This window comes from Kitasatospora sp. NPDC032121 (assembly GCF_055580145.1).
Genome location: NZ_JBVILX010000005.1, coordinates 257504 through 274442 on the forward strand (window position 1 = coordinate 257504; position 16939 = coordinate 274442).

At 72.3% G+C, this 16939-nt stretch carries 15 protein-coding genes and 4 pseudogenes; 8 read left to right on the forward strand and 11 right to left on the reverse strand.

Features of this window, described 5'->3' with window-relative positions; all coding sequences use genetic code 11:
* Positions 1–113: 113 nt before the first annotated feature.
* Together ACZ5OX_RS17310 and ACZ5OX_RS17315 are read right to left on the reverse strand one after the other, a co-directional pair.
* Positions 114–1445 (reverse strand): ABC transporter substrate-binding protein, encoded by a 1332-nt coding sequence (locus tag ACZ5OX_RS17310; RefSeq protein ID WP_465630663.1) that lies wholly within the window; start codon positions 1443–1445, stop codon positions 114–116.
* Positions 1442–2470, reverse strand: a complete 1029-nt coding sequence (locus ACZ5OX_RS17315) for a LacI family DNA-binding transcriptional regulator (RefSeq protein WP_465630665.1) — start codon at positions 2468–2470, stop codon at positions 1442–1444. Before ACZ5OX_RS17315 ends, ACZ5OX_RS17310 begins: the two co-directional genes overlap by 4 nt.
* 183 nt (positions 2471–2653) lie before the next feature.
* Here ACZ5OX_RS17315 and ACZ5OX_RS17320 point away from each other — a divergent pair, with 183 nt between their 5' ends.
* The gene (locus ACZ5OX_RS17320) at positions 2654–4039 is read left to right on the forward strand and encodes a glycoside hydrolase family protein (protein ID WP_465630666.1); all 1386 of its coding nucleotides are present in this window, start codon (positions 2654–2656) and stop codon (positions 4037–4039) included.
* Positions 4040–4299: 260 nt separating this feature from the next.
* Here the strand turns inward: ACZ5OX_RS17320 and ACZ5OX_RS17325 are convergent.
* Together ACZ5OX_RS17325 and ACZ5OX_RS17330 are read right to left on the reverse strand one after the other, a co-directional pair.
* Positions 4300–4704: pseudogene (locus ACZ5OX_RS17325) on the reverse strand (GH32 C-terminal domain-containing protein); the annotation flags it as partial.
* 93 nt (positions 4705–4797) lie between these two features.
* Positions 4798–5763 carry a carbohydrate kinase family protein gene (locus ACZ5OX_RS17330; RefSeq protein WP_465630668.1) on the reverse strand — a complete coding sequence of 322 codons (966 nt, stop codon included), beginning with the start codon at positions 5761–5763 and terminating at the stop codon, positions 4798–4800.
* A gap of 234 nt (positions 5764–5997) precedes the next feature.
* On the opposite strand from ACZ5OX_RS17330, the pseudogene ACZ5OX_RS17335 reads away from it, so the two are divergent.
* A pseudogene (locus ACZ5OX_RS17335) lies at positions 5998–6378 on the forward strand (P-loop NTPase family protein); the annotation flags it as partial.
* 58 nt (positions 6379–6436) lie between these two features.
* The gene (locus ACZ5OX_RS17340; RefSeq protein ID WP_465630670.1) at positions 6437–7459 is read left to right on the forward strand and encodes a LacI family DNA-binding transcriptional regulator; all 1023 of its coding nucleotides are present in this window, start codon (positions 6437–6439) and stop codon (positions 7457–7459) included.
* 91 nt (positions 7460–7550) lie between these two features.
* Here ACZ5OX_RS17340 and ACZ5OX_RS17345 read toward each other — a convergent pair whose 3' ends face one another.
* From ACZ5OX_RS17345 to ACZ5OX_RS17365, 5 genes are all read right to left on the reverse strand, one after another.
* Complete coding sequence (locus ACZ5OX_RS17345; RefSeq protein ID WP_465630672.1) at positions 7551–7679, reverse strand: hypothetical protein; 129 nt, start codon at positions 7677–7679, stop codon at positions 7551–7553.
* A gap of 46 nt (positions 7680–7725) precedes the next feature.
* Positions 7726–9093, reverse strand: coding sequence for a hypothetical protein (locus ACZ5OX_RS17350; RefSeq protein WP_465630674.1), 1368 nt, complete (start codon positions 9091–9093; stop codon positions 7726–7728).
* Positions 9094–9728: 635 nt separating this feature from the next.
* The gene (locus tag ACZ5OX_RS17355) at positions 9729–9806 is read right to left on the reverse strand and encodes a 50S ribosomal protein bL37 (protein ID WP_391732224.1); all 78 of its coding nucleotides are present in this window, start codon (positions 9804–9806) and stop codon (positions 9729–9731) included.
* 35 nt (positions 9807–9841) lie between these two features.
* Positions 9842–10663, reverse strand: coding sequence for an SDR family NAD(P)-dependent oxidoreductase (locus ACZ5OX_RS17360; RefSeq protein ID WP_465630676.1), 822 nt, complete (start codon positions 10661–10663; stop codon positions 9842–9844).
* A 453-nt stretch (positions 10664–11116) separates the two neighbouring features.
* Positions 11117–11926, reverse strand: coding sequence for an FAD-binding oxidoreductase (locus ACZ5OX_RS17365; protein ID WP_465630678.1), 810 nt, complete (start codon positions 11924–11926; stop codon positions 11117–11119).
* A gap of 310 nt (positions 11927–12236) precedes the next feature.
* Between ACZ5OX_RS17365 and ACZ5OX_RS17370 the strand changes: the two genes are divergently transcribed.
* Genes ACZ5OX_RS17370 through ACZ5OX_RS17380 form a run of 3 tightly spaced genes read left to right on the forward strand, consistent with a single transcriptional unit; the run spans position 12237 to position 14710 of the window.
* The gene (locus tag ACZ5OX_RS17370; protein WP_465630679.1) at positions 12237–13226 is read left to right on the forward strand and encodes an ATP-binding cassette domain-containing protein; all 990 of its coding nucleotides are present in this window, start codon (positions 12237–12239) and stop codon (positions 13224–13226) included.
* A gap of 2 nt (positions 13227–13228) precedes the next feature.
* A complete protein-coding gene (locus ACZ5OX_RS17375) occupies positions 13229–14002 on the forward strand; it encodes an ABC transporter permease (protein WP_465630681.1) in 774 nt (257 codons plus the stop codon).
* 42 nt (positions 14003–14044) lie between these two features.
* On the forward strand, positions 14045–14710 hold the full coding sequence (locus tag ACZ5OX_RS17380) for a DsbA family protein (RefSeq protein WP_465630683.1): 666 nt from the start codon (positions 14045–14047) through the stop codon (positions 14708–14710).
* Positions 14711–14721: 11 nt separating this feature from the next.
* On the opposite strand, the gene ACZ5OX_RS17385 is transcribed toward ACZ5OX_RS17380, so the two are convergent.
* On the reverse strand, positions 14722–15042 hold the full coding sequence (locus ACZ5OX_RS17385) for an SDR family oxidoreductase (RefSeq protein WP_465630889.1): 321 nt from the start codon (positions 15040–15042) through the stop codon (positions 14722–14724).
* A gap of 9 nt (positions 15043–15051) precedes the next feature.
* Positions 15052–15636, reverse strand: a pseudogene (locus tag ACZ5OX_RS17390) (transposase); the annotation flags it as partial.
* Between the two features lie 156 nt (positions 15637–15792).
* Here ACZ5OX_RS17390 and ACZ5OX_RS17395 point away from each other — a divergent pair.
* A pseudogene (locus tag ACZ5OX_RS17395) lies at positions 15793–16334 on the forward strand (transposase); the annotation flags it as partial.
* Between the two features lie 99 nt (positions 16335–16433).
* The gene (locus ACZ5OX_RS17400) at positions 16434–16871 is read left to right on the forward strand and encodes a MarR family winged helix-turn-helix transcriptional regulator (protein WP_465630685.1); all 438 of its coding nucleotides are present in this window, start codon (positions 16434–16436) and stop codon (positions 16869–16871) included.
* Positions 16872–16939: the final 68 nt, after the last annotated feature.

The window sequence follows — 16939 nt, forward strand, 5'->3', positions numbered from 1 at the left end:
GCGACGGGTGCCGGTGTCGGCACGGTTCGGGATCTGGCGGTGATGGACATGGACAGGGTCCTGTTCCCGGCGGGCAGCCGGCCCGAGGGGACGGGCCGCCCGGCCGCGTGGGGCTACTTGCTGAGGGAGTATCCGTTGTTGTCGCTGAAGTCCTGGTCGATCGCCCGGGCGGCCTTGGTCAGGGCGCTCTGCGCGTCCGCGCCACCGTAGACGGCGTTGAGCGCCTGGCTGAACTGGGCGGTGATGACCGGGTATCCGGCGGTGACGGGCCGGGTGACCGCGACGCAGGACTTGTTGATGTCGCTGTCGCCGCAGGGCTGGGAGAGCCCTTGGGCGAACAGGTGGAGCGGGCCCCCGGGCTTGTACAGCGGGCTGCCGGACAGCACGGTCTTGGTGGCGGGCACCGCGCCGTTGGCGTTGGTCATGGCGCTGACGATGGTGTCGCCCATCAGGTAGTCCAGGAACTTGCCGGCGGCCTTGGCGTTCTTCGATCCGGCGCCTATCCCCCAGGCCCAGGAACCCTGGCCGGTCTTGGGGCCGCTTCCGAAGTCGGGCAGCGGCAGTACCACCAGGTCGGAGCCGATCGCCTTGCTGTAGGCGGGGTAGCTCCAGTGTCCGGACCAGCTGAGGGCGACCCGGCCGTTGGCGAAGGCGTTGCCGTCGGTGTCGGGGTCGATGGCCGGCTTCCAGGACTGGAAGATCTTGAACGCGTCTGCCACGGCCGGGGTGTCGAGAGCGCCCGCGGCCTTGCCCTGCTTGATCAGCGCGCCGCCGGCGGACCAGACGATCGGGGAGAAGCCGTAGCTGCCCCACTCGGTGGCCAGGCCGTAGTCCTCCTTGACGTCGAGCGCCTTGTGGCTGGGGTTGGCGGCGGCGAGTTTCTGCAGTGCGGCGGTGAAGTCGGCGGCGGTCCAGGCGTCGTCAAGTCCCGTGGGGTACTTGGCTCCTGCGGCGTCGAGCAGCTTCTTGTTGCCGTAGATGCCGAGACCGGAGTCGTATGCGCCGAGGCCGTAGAGCTTGCCGTCCAGGGTGGACTGGGCCTTGATCGCGTCGGTGGCGTTGGCGACGGTGCCGGGCGAGAGGTAGTCGGTGACGGGGGCGAGTTTGTGGTTGTAGACGAAGCTGGCCATGGCCGGACCGTCGAACTCGAGGACGTCCGGGAGGGCGGAGGCGCTGGTGGCGGTCAGCGTCTTGGTGTAGTCCTTCTCGGGAACGAACTTGAGGGTCGCCTTGATCTCGCTCTGCGAGCTGTTGAAGGAGGCGACCGCGTTCTGCAGGGCGGTGTTCTCGCTGTCCTGGCCCTGGTGCGCCCAGATGCTGATGGTGCCGGTGCCGCTGCCTGCGGTGGTCCTGGGCGCGGTGCCGGTGCCGCCACAGGCGGTGAGGGTGACGGCGGGGAGGGTGAGCAGCAGGCCCAGCCGGAGGGTTCGTCTGGAATCGGTCATGAGGTGGCTCCGTCAGGGGAGTTGCGGTGGGGGGCGGTGGTGTTGCGGACGATCAGACGGGTGGGGAGTTCGAGGTAGTCGGGGACGTCGTCGGCGGCCTGGAGCCGCCGCAGCAGCAGACCGGCGGCCTTGGTGCCGTGGTCGGCGACCGGCTGAGCGACGGTGGTGAGGCCGACGACGTCGGCGAGTTCGTGGCCGTCGAAGCCGACGATCGAGATGTCGTCCGGTACGAGGAGCCGGTGCGCGCGCAGGGCGCGCAACGCACCCATGGCCATCTCGTCGGACTCGGCGAACACGGCGGTCGGTGGCTGCCGTGCGGCGAGCAGATCGGTCATCGCGCGCTCGCCGCCGTCGACCGTGTACTCGCCGTCCGCCTCCAGGGCGGGGTCGTACTCGATGCCGGCATCGGCGAGCACGTCCAGGTACGCGCGGCGGCGCAGGTCGGGGGTGGTCCAGTGCAGCGGGGCGGTCGCGCGGGTGCCGATCAGGCCGATCCGGCGATGGCCGAGGTTGACCAGGTGCCGGACGGCGAGTTCGGCGCTCGCGCGGTCGTCGATGCCGACGGTGGTGAAGCCGGGCCGGGGGCCGCCGACGGTGATCGCCAGCGGGATGCCGAGGGAGCGTAGCCGCTCGGCCTCGTCCTCCGTCGGGAGCAGCATCGACAACACCGCGTCCACCCGCTTGCGGAGCGGGAGTTCGGCGAAGAACCGGTTGCGGGTCTCCGCCGAGCCCAGGTTGTAGAGCACCACGTCGTACCCGGCGGCGCTGAACACCTGCTCGGCCGCGTCCAGCACCGTGCCGAAGAACCATCGGCCGACGTACGGCGCGATGACGGCGATGCTGTACGTCCGGCCGCTTGCCAGGCTCGACGCGCTGCGCGAGGCCGTGTAGCCGAGTTCGGCGGCCACGGCCACGATCCGCGCGCGGAGTTCCTCCGACACGCCCTCTCGTCCGCGCAGCGCGCGGGAGACGGTCGAGGCGGAGACACCCATCGCGTTCGCGACATCGGTGATGCTCACCGTCACGGTTCTGGCTCCTTTCGGCTCGGACACATCGCTGTGATCCGCGGGTCACCAGACCGTAAACCTGGCAGGGCAGTTGCGCAAGCGTTTGCGTTCGGATCTACTAAGGGCACTTCGCCGGAGGCAAGGATGCGAGGTACTTCCGTACGCACACGCTTGCTTCCATCGCCCGACAGGAGCTGTTCCTTGCGCTACGCACCGCCCGGCCTCTGCCTCAACGACTTCGCCGTGCTCCCGGACGGTGACGGCTACACCGTCCTGCACCTCCAGGGCCCATGGACGGAGCACTTCGACGCCGCCCGGATGGAGACCTCCTACGGCCGGGCCACCTCCCGCGACCTGGTGCGGTGGCAGGCCCAGGGCACGGTGTTCGGCGCCGGCCTGCCCGGCCGCTTCGACCAGCAGGCCGTGTGGACCATGCATCCCATCCCGCACGGGGACGGGATGGCGATGTTCTACACCGGCGTCTCAGGACTCACGCCCGCCAACTGGCCTCTTCAAGCGGTGGGCCTGGCCTGGTCGGACCGTACGGACGGCACCGGGTGGCGGCGGCACGGCGCCGAGCCGGTGGTCCGCGCCGATGCGCGCTGGTACCGCACCGGCGAGGGTATGGCCTGGCGCGACCCGTTCGTGGTCCGCAACGACGACGGCACAGGCTGGACCATGGTGGTCTGCGCCAGCGACGCCTCCCTCCCGGTGGCGCGCAGCGGCTGCGTCGGGCTGGCCACCTCCACGGACCTCGAACACTGGGAGGTGCACCCGCCGTTGATCTCTCCGGGGGACGTGGACGAGCTGGAATGCCCGGTGCTGGAACGGGTGGACGACGGCTGGCTGCTGCTCGGCAGCATCGGCGCCACCCGGCAGGTCGAAGCCTGGACCGCGCCGAGCCTGGACGGCCCATGGGAGCGCCGAGGCCCCCTCGGCCCGTCCGGCGCCTACGCACCACGCGTGGTAGGCGCTCCGGACGGGACCCGGGTGGTGCTGCACACCGTGCCCCGCCGGGTTGGACTGCAGGACCAGGGGGCGTCCTGCCGTGGCATGCTCGCCCAGCCGAAGGCCCTGGTGCTTCCGGACGGCGCTGCTCCTCGACTGCAGTGGTGGCACGGCCTGGACCGCTGGCTCGGCCAGCCCACCGACCGGCCGGTGTTGCACGCGGTGGGGGACGTGGCGATTGACGGGCCGACTTCGGTCGTCCTGCGGTCCGACGATGGCAAGCCGGCGCTGACAGTGGACTGCACGGACGGCCGGGTCCAGGTGCACGGCCCCGGCGGCAGCCTGCTCACTGAAGCCGAACTCGGCCATGAGCCAAGCTCGTTGCGGATCCTGACGATCGGCGAGTACGTCGAGGTGTACGCGGACGAGGTCCTCGTCCTGGTCACCATGAGCTACACCGGCCGCTGCTGCCCCTGGACCGCGACCCGGCGCGGCGTGACCGAGCCGGTGCCCGTACGCCCGGTACTGCTGCCGCACGAGCACCGCGACGACATCTCGGCCATCTGGCCTGGCCCGGCCGACGAGGAGGTGCACCCAGCGGACGGCCCGGGCGCTTCGGCGGCGGCGATACTGCCATGAGCGACCGGCAGTACCGTGTCGGGTTCCAGTCGGCGTGGTGCTGTGGGTAGGTGACGGTCCGCCAGGAGTACTAGTACGTCGGAATTGAGCAGGTCCCGGACGGCTCGGCGTCGAAGCAGGGGAGCAACCGGCAGCCGTCCGGCCGGGCATCGCGGAGCGGGACTCCAAAGCCGCCCGCGAGAAGGATCGGATCGCCCGCGCCGCCCTGGCCCTGCTCCCCACCGAGGGCACCGTACTCGTGGACGCCTGAGCACGAGCGTGCCGTCGCCCGCGTAGACCTCGACCGAGGAGGCATCGACCGAGGAGGCGTCGACCAGGATGCGCAGGTCGAGTCGGCCCGTCGGGCCCAGAGGCAGCTTCGCCCGGCGCACGGTCGCGAAGGACTCGTGGCAGGCGGTGGTCCCGGACACGGTGCGCTCGACGTACAGCTCGCCGGCCGCGGTGTCATAGCCGATCCGGGTCCGGTGCCCGCCGCCCGCGTGCATCGCGAGGCCGAACTCCCGGGCGGTGCCGGCCCGCAGCCGAGCGTTGATCTCCAGGGCCGCGCCGCTCACCGGGAGCGGGAGTCGGGTGTGGCGCACCGGCAGGTCGGAGCCGCGCCAGGGCCGCCCCGGCTGGTGCCGTCGAAGTCGCCGACGAAGTACTGGACGGAGGCGGAGTGGCATGGTGGGGGCGCGCTCCTCCGGAATGGTGTCATCGTTGACTCATGTCATCGATGACAGCGGCTGCGGAAGAGATGGCCTTGCCTTGACTTCACGTCAAGAGCCCTTGCGCTGACGGGGTATGTCGAGCTGCCCCGCCCAGGGCGGGTTCGGGCCGGTGACCGAGCAGGTCAGGGCCGCCACCTCGGCGGCGAAGCGGCACGCCGCGGCGGCCTCGGCGAGGCTCAGTCCGGCCAGCCGGCCGCCGAGCCGGCCGAGGTGCGCCAGGCGGTGCAGCAGCCCGGCGGTGAACGAGTCGCCCGCCCCGACGGTGTCCACCACCGCGACCTCGGGTGCCGACACCCGCACCCGCTCGCCGTCCAGCGAGACCAGCGCCCCCGCGCCGCCGAGGGTGATCACCACCAGCCGGGCGCCGGCCGCGTGCCAGCCGTCACAGGCCCGTTCGGGCGAGACGCCCGGCAGCAGCAGCTCCAGGTCGTCCGAGCTGAGCCGCAGGATGTCCGCCAGCTCGCACCACCGGCCAAGCCGGGCCCGGTAGACGTCCGGATCCACCAGCTGCGGGCGGACGTTGGGGTCGATCGAGACGGTGAGACCGGCCCGCGCCCGTTCGAGGAGCAGCTCCACCAGGGCGCCGCCGGGCTCGCGGACCAGCGCGAGCGAGCCGGTGTGCAGGCAGCTCGCGTCGGCGAGAGGCACGGCGGCCAGCTCGGCCGCGCTCCACTGCCAGTCGGCGGCCCGATCGGCGTGGAACGCGTAGCGCGCTTGGCCGAGGCCGTCCACGGTGGCGATGGCGAGCACGCTCGGCTCGGCGGCCGTCACCACCGCGCCCAGGTCGACCCCGGCAGAGCCCAGGTGGGCGCGAAACAGACCACCGAAGGCGTCGGCGGAGATCCGGCCGAGGAAGCGCGTGGGCGTGCCGAGCCGGGCCAGCGCGACGGCGGTGTTGGCCGGCCCGCCGCCGGGCAGCACGCGCAGGGCCAGCTCACCCGAAAGGGCGCCGGCCGGGTCCGCGAAAGCGTCGGCAACGCACTCGCCGAGGACCGCGACGAATCGCTGGGACACGAAGGACCGCCTCTCATGGGTCGGTGACGGAACGTCGCGCAGAACAGGGCGTCAACTCTGTTTCGATTCACCGGGTTTCAACCATTACCCAGTTGCTGCGCCCAGAGGGCTTGCCCGCCGCGCAGGGATGACTTCATCATCCTCGGCAAGTCGGTGTCAACGTTGACATTTCTGGCCGCCGGACCTGACCCCGCCTCGGGACCTCCGCACCACGCAGATCAGGGAGCCCGCGCGACCCTCTCCGGCGGCCAGCGGCAAGCCGTCGCGGTGGCCCGCTCGGTGGCCTGGGCGCGCAGCGTGGTGGTGATGGACGAGCCGACCGCGGCGCTCGGGGACAAGGAGTCCGTTCAGGTACTCGACCTGATCCGACGGGTACGGGACCGGGGCCTGCCGGTCGTGCTGATCAGCCACAACATGCCGCATGTCTTCGAGATCGCGGACCGGATCCACGTCCACCGGCTCGGGCGGCGGGCCGCGCTGATCAAGCCGGGCGACCACTCGATGTCCGAGGTGGTGGCCATCATGACCGGTGCGCTCACCGTCGCCGAGGACGGCAGCGGTACTGTCGTGGCGGACGCCGACGCCGCCAGGGCCGCCGGGGTCCGCGCCAGCTGAGCAGTCCTGGGCGGCCCGGGCCGGAGGCCGGGCCGCCGCCCGACAGAAACGGTGGTCCATGGCCTCGACCCGTCGTCCGACGCTGCACGACGTCGCCCAGGAGGTCGGCGTGAGCGCCAAGACGGTCTCCCGGGTGCTCAACAACGACGGACCGACCTCCGCCGCGACCCGAGAGAAGGTGCTCGCCGCCGTCGAACGGCTCGGCTTCCAGCCCAACCTGATGGCCCGCAACATCCGCACCGGCGGCCCGGACACCACTGTCGGCCTGGTCGTCCCGGACATGGGCAACCCCTTCTTCGGCACGGTGGCCGGCGGGATCGAGTCCACCGTCCGCGAACGCGGACTGACCCTGCTGCTCGGCTCTTCCGGCGACGACCCGGCCCGTGAGCGCGACCTGATCGCCGCCTTCCTCGCCCGGCGGGTCAGCGCGCTCATGGTCGTCCCGGCCGACGGGTCTGACCACGCCCACCTCAGGTCCGCCCGGATCACCGGGCTGCCGGTCGTCTTCCTGGACCGCCCCGGCAGCGGCCTGGCCGCCGACTGCGTGGTCTCCTCCAACCGGGACGGCGCCCGCACCGGCGTCGCCCACCTCATCGCCCACGGCCACCGCCGGATCGGCTTCATCGGCGACCTTCCGACCACCCTCTACACCCGCCGGGAACGCCTGGCCGGCTACAAGGACGCCCTGGCCGCCGCCGGCCTCCCGTACGACCGAACGCTGGTGGTCGGCGCCCACGGCCAGCCGGACGCGGCCGCCGCCACGGACCGGCTGCTCTCCCTCCCGGAACCACCGACCGCACTGTTCGCCGCCAACAACTTCGCCGCCATGGGGACGGTCTCCGCCCTCGCCCACGCGCGGCGCCGCGAGGTCGCCCTGGTCGCCTTCGACGACATCCCCCTGGCCGACATCCTGGAACCCGCCCTCACTGTCGTCGCCCAGGACCCGGCCGCGCTCGGCGCCGCCGCCGCCCGCACCGCCCTCGCCCGCCTCGACGGCGACCGCGGCCGGGCCCGCACCACAGTGGTCGACACCCGCCTCATCGCCCGCGGCTCGGGCGAACAGCACCCGCCCCACCGCTGACCGGCCTCATTCGGCCGGTTGACCTGCGTCATCCGGCCTTCGGCACGCCACACCCACCCGGTCGTGCCCGTCCGCGTCACGACGCGTTCCGTCAGCAGATCCCGGGCAGTTGCCCGCCCGCGAGCAGCCCGACGCCGTCCTCCTCGATCTCGGCCTGCCCGACCTCGGCGGCATCGGTGAGCTCCAGGGCCTGCGCGCCTCCCTCGATGCGCCGAGCCACTGCCGGACCGGACCTGAGGCCCCTCCGCAGCTCACCGCCGCCCGGCTCAGGCGAACTCGCGCAGGCGCGGCCGCACTCCCAGGGCCGCCAGGGCGAGCGCCACCGCCAGCGCCGCCGCGCCCAGGCCGGCCGTGACGGCGTCGAGGTCGTCGTCGGTGGCGGCGACCGCTCTGTCGACTGCCCGCTGGTTGATGGCCTGGTTGTCGTCGAGGGCGGCGCTGAGCGTGTCGAAGTCGGCGTTGGACTGGCCCTGGGTGGTGCCGGTGTCGAAGGTGACGGCCTCCTTGAGCTTGCCCTGGGCGTTCAGCTCGCGGATCCTCCGGTCGTCCCGCTGGTACTGCTGGAAGGCCGCAAGCACCCGCTCCGCCGCGTCCTGTTCGCCGGGGAAAGTGATGTTGCGCAGTTCGTCGCCGAGGTACCCGCCGAAGCCCACCTGGCCGTGATCGGCCCGGTGCCGGTCGGCCAGGGCGGCGAGCTTGTCGTTGTACGAGGCGAGGGTGGCGCCGTCGACCCTGGCGAAGGCCTGGGTCTTGTCGAGGTAGCTCTGCTCGTAGGCGGCCGCCCGGGCGGGGTCGGTCAGGTAGCGGCTCTCGTCGGCGTTGAGGTCGTACGCCACCGCGCGGGCCCGGCTGAGGGCGATCACCGAGTCGAAGGAGTTGCTCTTCGCGACCACCAGCTGGTGGTCCGCCCGGGAGGCCAGCGTCAGCGCGGTGACCAGCCCGGCGAGCGCGAGCAGGGTGGCGGCGGCCAGCGGCACGTTCACCAGCCGCCGGAAGCGCACCGCGAGCAGCCGCTGCAGCAGCCCGAGGACGGCCAGGGCGAGCACGCCGGTGATCAGGATCCCCCACCAGCCGCCGGACAGGGTGTCCCGCTGGTCGGTGTAGTTGTGTTCCACGACCGCCGCGTTGGCCTTGGTCACGTCATCCACGGCCGGCAGCAGCCGCTGGCGCAGCAGGTCGGTGGCCTGCCGGTAGGCCGCGAGGGCGTCCGCCGAGGGCCGGCCGGCCTGAGCGCTGGCCTGTTCCTCCAGCAGCTGGGAGCGGGCCGCCAGGGCCTCGTAGCGGCCGAGCTCACCGATGACGGTCTGCACGGCCCGCTGCCCGGCCGCGTCGCCGGCCACCGCCTCCGTGACGTGCTGCAGGTCGGTGTCGGCCTGGGTGCGGCGCTGCTCGTAGGTGTCCAGGGTCTGTTTGCGCAGCGCCGTGTAGTCCGGGTCGGCGCCGAACAGCAGCAGATTGGCGGCCTGGGCGTCCATGTCGTTGAGCGCGAAGTAGAGGTCGGCCGAGCGCACCACCTGGGGGGCGGCCTGGTGGCCGATCACGTCCGTACCATCCCGAGCGCCGCCGAGGACGGTCGCGGTCGCCGTACCGGCGGCGAGCAGGGCCATCAGGCAGAGCCCGGTGAGTGCGCGCACCAGGCGCGGGGTGTTCCACCACGCCCGGCTGCGCCAGGAGCGGCCGGGCCGGTGACAGGGGGCGCGCGGCGCGGGGGGTGGTACGGGTGTCTCCTGTCCCGCCGTTTCCGACGCGACCGTGCTCCCCATGACAGCCGTACCGCCCGGCGTTCCCGTTGGCATCGCCGCGCACCCCCTCCCCCTGTTTTCCACTGGCCGCCGAACCTTCCCGGAGGAACCCGCCGGGGTCGGGGTTCGGCAACGGTTCGCCGTCAGGCCCCACGCCCGGGCGGCGAACCGTTTCCTCGCAGCTCACGCTAGGCGTGCTCGAACATCCGCCCGTCCGCCTTGACGGGTCCTTGACGCCCTCGACAGCCGTCTTGACGAAGCATTGTCGCCGCAGGCCAGGGCTGGAACCGTACGCCCGGTCCTCCTGGCCGATCCGCAGTGCGCGCAGCAGCTCCGACTCGGTGTCGGCAACGAGAACGCGGCTCACATGCTGCGGCCCCCGAGGCCCGCCGTCCGTACAGGTGGACAGCGGGCCTCGGGGGCGACGGGAGTTCATCCGGTGCCGGTGGCACGCGGCATCGGGTGGGTCTGCGGCACCGGGTGGGTCGGCGCCGGGTGGGCCTGCGGCACCGGGTGGGTCTACGGAGTCAGCTCTGCCCGGCCTTGCGGCCGTGGTTCGCCTTCTTCTTCCGCCGGGCCTTCTTCTTGCGGGCGCGCTTGGACATCGTGCTCTTTCTCGTGATCGTCGGTTGGTGGTGGTTCAGACGGCCTGGCCGACCAGTTGGTCGGCGAGCTTGACCAGACGCTTCAGCGATCGCTCCTCCTGGGCGGCCGACGCGGTCGGCGCGATGACGCCGCCGTCGAAGTAGGCGCCGTTGGCGACGACCGTCTCGGGCAGACAGAGCCGCACCACGGCCGCCGCGCCCTCGGCGGCAGGCGCGCCGACCCGCCCGTACAGCGGCAGCAGCGCGGTGTCGCACAGGCCCGGGTTGAGGCTGACGGCGGTGATGCCGGAACCGGCCGGGGCCATCTCGGCGGTCGCCATGGTGAGCGCGAGCTGCGACTGCGCGTACGCGGCGACCCGCGAGTACTTCTTCACCCGGTGCGGGTCCGACCAGTTCATCGAGGCGGTGCGGTGCAGCGAGGACGACACGTTGACGATCCGGGCGTCGCCGGCCGCCGAGAGCGGGGCGCGCAGCAGCTTGGAAAGCAGGTGCGCGGCGAGGAAGTTGACCTGCAGCGAGACCTCGTTGCCGTCGTCGGTGAGAATGCAACGCTCGGGCGCCATCGCGGCGGCGTTGTTCACCAGCAGGTCCAGCGACGGGTAGTGCTTGACGACCGTGCCGGCCAGCACCGCGACCTCGGACAGTTTGGTGAAGTCCGCTGCCAGTTCGACCAGTTGGTCGCGACGGGCGCCCGCGTCAACCAGGCGCTCGACGGCGCCCTCCGCCTCGGCGGTGGTGCGCGCATGGACGAGCACGGTGGCGCCCAGTCCGGCGAGCAGCCGGGCGGTCTCCCAGCCGATGCCGGAGGAGGCGCCGGTGACCAGGGCGGTACGGGCGGACAGGACGGATTCGGACATGACTCATCCAGGGTGGAAGGGCACCGGCGCGGTGCGGCGACGACGCGGCGCGAGGCCAGGCGTTCCGGAGCCGCCGGTGCGACAGGGGTGTAAAGCGATGAACCGCCAGTCCCCCCGCGCTCGGAGCCGAGTACGGCAGGGGACGGGCAGGGACGATCGACACGGACGACGGTGAACGGAACCGGGCCCGTGCGTCGGCCGACGACCAGCGGGAAGGAGCTCGGTCCTACCGGACGGCGGTGGCGACCGCGACAGCGACGATCCGCGGCCGACTATGCGGCGGGCGGTCGTGATGGCGTGTCGAGCGGTGCATGCGTCCCATCAAAACCTGCCCGGACGCCCGGGGCAAGCTCGTTCACCCTCCCTGACGAACCCCTGACGCGCCGCCGACGAGGCGTTGACGCCCCTACCCCCAACCGCCCTTGAACTTCCGACACATTCGCCAAGGTTCCGTCAACAAGAGCTGCGATACCACCAGGCTTTCGCCAACGAGCCGACGCCCGGTGGTCGCAGCCTGTCGCCCGGCGCGCCGGCGGCGCCCGGTGACCGGAACAGGTAGCGGGTGACGACCCCGAAGTTGCCTCCTCCGCCGCCGGTGTGGGCCCACCACAGCTCGCGCTCGGGCCCGGTGGAGTCCCGGGTGGCGGTGACCAGGCGGGACCGGCCGGACCGGTCCGCGACGACGACCTCGACACCGTACAGGTGGTCGACGACCAGCCCGTACCGGCGGGACAGTGCCCCGTAGCCGCCGCCCGCGACGTGGCCGCCCACCCCGACGCCGGGGCAGCTGCCGCCCGGCAGGGTCACGCCCCAGCCCAGGTAGAGCGTGCGGTAGACCCGCCCGAGGGTGGCGCCGGCCGCGACGGCGAAGAGCTGCCGCTCCGGGTCGTGGGAGACGTCCGTCATCTCGGAGACATCGATCAGGACCCGGACGGCGGGGTCGTCGACGAAGCCCTCGAAGCAGTGGCCGCCGCTGGGGACCGCGATCCGCTTGCGGTCCCGGGCGGCCTGCTCGACCGCGGCGACCACCTGGCCGGGCGAGCCGACCAGGTGTACCACGTCCGGGGAGCCGGTGAAGCGGCCGTTGTGCCCGCGGGTGGTGAGTTCGGTGTAGCGGGGGTCGTCCGGGGCGAGGACCACCGGTCCTAGGGGGGCAGGCGCTCCGGCCGCCGGAGTGGCGGCGGCGGCCGGGGCACCGAGCAGCGCGGCTCCCCCGGCCATCGTCGAGAGCTCCATCAACCGTCTGCGCGTGAGTCCTGCCATGGGGTTCACCGACCTTCCCGTGCGGCCTGCGGCCGATCGTCCGTCGGCGATCAGCCTGGGGTCCGTCGCTGGCGGGCCGGTGGAGGGTCGCTGGTACGCGGCGCGCTCGAACGGGGTTCCGAGGGCGGGAAGAAGACTGTCAGCAGCCCTGACAGTGACGTTATTGACGCTTCTAAGCTCTCAGAAGTCAAGAGCCCGGAGCAGCCGGCTTCTCCTCCGCCTGGCCGGGGCCGCTCCGATCGGCCCCCGGCAGCCGTGACCTCCGCTCCACTCTCCGCTCCGCCCTCCACGCCCCCGTACGGGAGACCTCATGATCCACACCCGCGGACTCACCCGAAGTTTCCGCGCCAAGGGAGAGACCGTCGAAGCCGTCCGCGGTCTCGACCTCGACATCGCGGCCGGCTCCGTGGTGGCCTTCCTCGGCCCGAACGGTGCCGGGAAGACCACCAGTCTGCGGATGCTGACCACCCTGCTCCCGCCGACCGCGGGCACCGCCACCGTCGCCGGGCACGACGTGGTGGCCGACCCGGCCGGGGTGCGCCGCCGGATCGGCTACCTCGGCCAGGGCAACAGCGCCGGCACCGGCTTCCGGGTGATGGACGAACTCGTCACCCAGGGCCGCGCCTACGGCCTGAGCCGCGCCGAGTCCCACGCCCGGGCCGAACGCCTGCTGGACGCCCTCGAACTGGAAGGACTGGCCCGACGGACGGTCGGCACCCTCTCCGGGGGCCAGCGCCGCCGGCTCGACATCGCCATGGCCCTGGTCCACGAACCGGATCTGCTCTTCCTCGACGAACCCTCCACCGGGCTCGACCCGCACAGCCGCGCCAACATCTGGGAGCACGTGCTGCGCCTGCACAAGGACCTCGGCACCACCATCGTCTTCACCACCCACTACCTGGAGGAGGCCGACCTGTGGGCCGGGCGGGTGCTGGTCGTCGACCACGGCCGAGTGATCGCCGACGACTCCCCGGAGCGCCTCAAGGCCGAACTCGCCGGTGACCTCATCACCTTCACGACCGCCGACCCCGCCGACACCGGCCCGGCCGCCACCCGGGCCCGCACTCTGCGGGCCGTTCGGGAGGTGACCGTCGAGGACCGGGAGGTGCGGGTCCGGACCTCCGACGGCGACGTCCGACTGCCGGAGCTTCTGCGTGACCTCGACGCGGCCGGGATCCGGGTGCACAGCACCCGGCTGGCCCGCCCCACCCTCGACGACGTCTTCCTCACCCTGACCGGCCGCACCCTCCGGGAGAGCGCCGACGCCGGCATCCCGACCAGCCCTCACCAGGGAGCCTGACCATGAAGGTGCTCACCGACACCCGCACCGCGTTCGTCCGCGAACTCAAGCCCGAACTGCGCCAGCCCGTCGGCCTGCTCTTCACGATGATGCTGCCGTTCCTGCTGCTCGCCCTCTTCGCGCCGCTGCTCTCCAGCTCGGGCGCGGGCGGCGGGCCGGCCGGCGCGGGCTCGCCCTGGCAGTGGTTCGTCCCCGGCATGCTCGTCCTGCTCGGCCTGTCCGCCACCGCGGGGGCGGGCGCCTCGTTGCTGGGCGAGATCTCCTCGGGCGCCTTCGAGCGGCTGCTCGTCACCCCGCTCAACCGGGCCGCCATGCTGGTCGGCCGGACACTGAAGGAGGTCGTGGTCCTGCTCACCCAGGCCCTGCTGATCCTCCTCCTGCTGCTGCCGACCGACTTCCGGCTGCACCTGCCGGGCGCCCTGGCCGGGCTCGTGCTGCTGAGCGTCTTCGGCGTCGGCATCGGCGCGCTGTCCTTCACCCTGGCGCTCCACTCCCGCCGCCAGCAGACCCTGTTCTACGGGGTACAGCAAGTGGTCTTCTTCCCGCTGCTGCTGCTCTCCGGGGTGCTGCTGCCGATCACCGAGGCGGCCGCGCCGACCTGGCTCTACGTGCTGAGCCGGATCAACCCGGTGACCCACGTGGTCGAGGCCGAACGCTCCCTGTTCGACGGGCAGTTGACCGAATCGGTGGTGTTGTACGGATTCCTCGCAGCCGGCGCCATCGCGATGCTGGGCGTCGTGGCCGGGATCCGCGGCATGCGCAACGCCTCAGCATAGTGTCACTTCTGACGAGACATCAGTTCGCCTGAAGGAGTCACCGTGACCGACCGCAGCGCGCCGGGCCCCGGCGCCCGCACCGTGGACGTCTGGTTCGACCCCGCCTGCCCCTACACCTGGCTGACCTCCCGCTGGCTGCGGGAGGCGACCCGGGTCCGCCCGCTGACGCCGCGCTGGCACCTGATGAGCCTGGCGCTCCTCAACGAGGGCCGCGACGACGACCCGGAAGGGGATCCCGACCGCTACCTCCTGGTGCCGGTGCGGATCGCCACCGCCGTCCGGCAGGCCCACGGCCAGGACGCCCTGGTCCGCTTCCACCGCGCCCTGTGGGCCGGCAGCGGCCGACGCTGGATCACCGACCCGGCCACGGCGCTGGCCGCCGCCGGTCTGCCCGCCGCCCTGGCAGCGGCCGGCACCTCCACCGCGCACGACGCGGCGCTGCGCGCCTCACACGCCGAAGCCCTCGGCGTGCTGGGCCCGGGCACCGGCACCCCGGTGGTGGCCGTCACCGACCCGGCACGGCCCGGCCGTCCTCCGGTGGCCTTCTTCGGGCCGGTCCTCTCCCGCGTGCCCCGCGGAGAGGAGGCGGGCCGGCTGTGGGACGCCACCCTGCTGCTGGCCGGCACCCCCGGCTTCCACGAGCTCAAGGGAACACCCGCGCCCCCGGACCCGGACGTCGGCGCCGGGGACGGGGACGAGCTGCCGTGACCGGGCCACGCTCAGTAGTTGCCGAGCCCGCCGCACACGTTGAGGGCCTGGGCGGTGATCGGCGCCGCCGTGTCCGTGATCAGGTAGCCGACCAGCCCCGCGACCTCCTCGGGCGTGGTGTACCGGCCCAGCGGGATCTTCGCCTCGAACCGTTCGAGCACCGCCTCGGGCGCGGTACCCCACACCTCGGCGTAGCCCGCCCGGACCCGCTCGGCCATCGGCGTCTCCACGTAGCCGGGGCAGACCGCGTTGACGGTGATGCCGGTCTTCGCCAGTCCCAGGCCCAGCGCCTTGGTGAAGCCGACCACGGCGTGCTTCGATCGGCCGGCCACGAGGTCCTGCTCGTCGTTCCAGGCGATGCGGGGTTTGCCCGGGTCGGTGTAGTCGTGGGCGGTGCACCAGGCGGTGGCAACCCGCTCGGCGCCGGGCACGTCGCGGATCACCCGGCGGATCGCGGCCACGAGCTGGGTGACGGTGTCCTGGGTGGCGACCGCGTCGTCCAGCACGGTGGAGTCCAGTGCCCGCCGGTGCTTTCCCTTGAGGATGCCGGTGGCAGCGACGACGTCCTTGACCTTGGTGAACAGCCGGTTCGGATCGCCGGAGCGTTGCAGGCGTCGGCGGAAGTAGGTCAGCAGCGAAGGGTCGAACGCGGTGTCGTTGAGGCCGAGCCCGCACGCGGCCTTCCACCGCAGATCGCAGCGCAGTTCCTGGACCGTGTCGAAGTCCGACAGCCCGTGCAGGCACTGCAACACGATCGTGGCCGCCAGGACCTGCGGCGGCATGCTCGGCCGCCCGTTCGTCGAGGGGTACATGTCCGCGAACATCGAACCCGGGAACAGCGCCTCCCGGTGCTCGGCCAGGAACGCGAACACACTCCCTGCCGGGATCAGCTCCCGGCAGGTCTCCCACACATCCGGCCCGACCAGCCCACCAGCCCAGTCCCCCTGCACACACAGCAGTCTGGCCTCACCCCGGACCAGGTGAGGCCAGAACCTGAAAGATTTTCAGTGATCTTCTAGATGATTGATGCCAAGGGCTCGCTGGCGCGCATGACATGAAGCGAGGGAGTCCAAAGATCGGTTGTGACGCCTGATCTGGACTCCCCCGCCGCCGCACTCTACGTGAAGACCGACGACCTGCTAAGGAATCGCCGCATCTGGCGCCGTGGCGTCCCGAGATCGGCATCAAGCCGCGGCCCAGCGACGCCGAACTGGTCACCCTCGCGGTGATGCAGGCCCTGCTCGGCTTCACCTCCGAGCGCCGCTGGATCCGCCACGCCTCATCCCACCTGCGGCACCTGTTCCCCTACCTGCCCGGGCAGTCCGGCTACAACAGGCGCCTGCGCAAGGCCGCGGACCTGGTCGCACGGGTCAACCGCCTGCTCGCCCGAGACACGTCGCCGTGGACCGACACTGTCTGGGTCGTCGACTCCACACCGGTGGAGTGCGGGCGCTCGCGCGAGACGGCCAAGCGTTCGGACCTGGCCGGCTGGGCCGAATACGGCTACTGCGCCAGCCACTCCCGGTTCTTCTGAGGCCTGCGCCTGCACCTGCTGTGTACCCTGCACGGCCTGCCAGTCGCCTTCGCGCTGACCGGCGCGAAGGCGGACGAGCGCGAGACCCTGCCTGGTCGCCGAGCACCGCCCCGGTCCTCACCGCAGCGGGACATGACGTACCGTCGGAGGGGAAACGATCACGGCTCCCCCGGTTGAGGTGAACCGCCCTTGAGGACCCACATCCCCTATCTCCTGGCCGTGGCCAGCACGGTGGCGACGCGCCGGGTGGACGAGCGCCTGAACCACTACGACCTGACGGTCCGCCAGTACGGCCTGCTCACCCAGCTGTCCCACGAGCCCGGGCTGACCATGGCTGACCTGGCCCGTCAGCTCGGCATCGCCCGGCAGTCGGTGCACCGGCTCGTCGACGAACTGGTCGAGGCCGACCACGTGCGCCGCCGGCCCGGCGCCGACGACCGCTCGCGCCGGCTGGAACTCACCGACACGGCCCGCTACATGCTGACCCGGATCGACGGCCCGCTCGCCCGGGTGGAGGCGGACCTGCTCGGCGACCTCGACCCGGACGAGGTCGAGACCCTACGCGAGCTCCTCCAGCGGGTGCTGGCGCACGCCACCGACGACGAGGCGTGGCTGCCCGCCCGGTGACGTCCCGCGACGGACGGGGGCCGGGAACGGGGGCCGGGAACGGGGGCCGGGAACGGGGGCCGGGAACG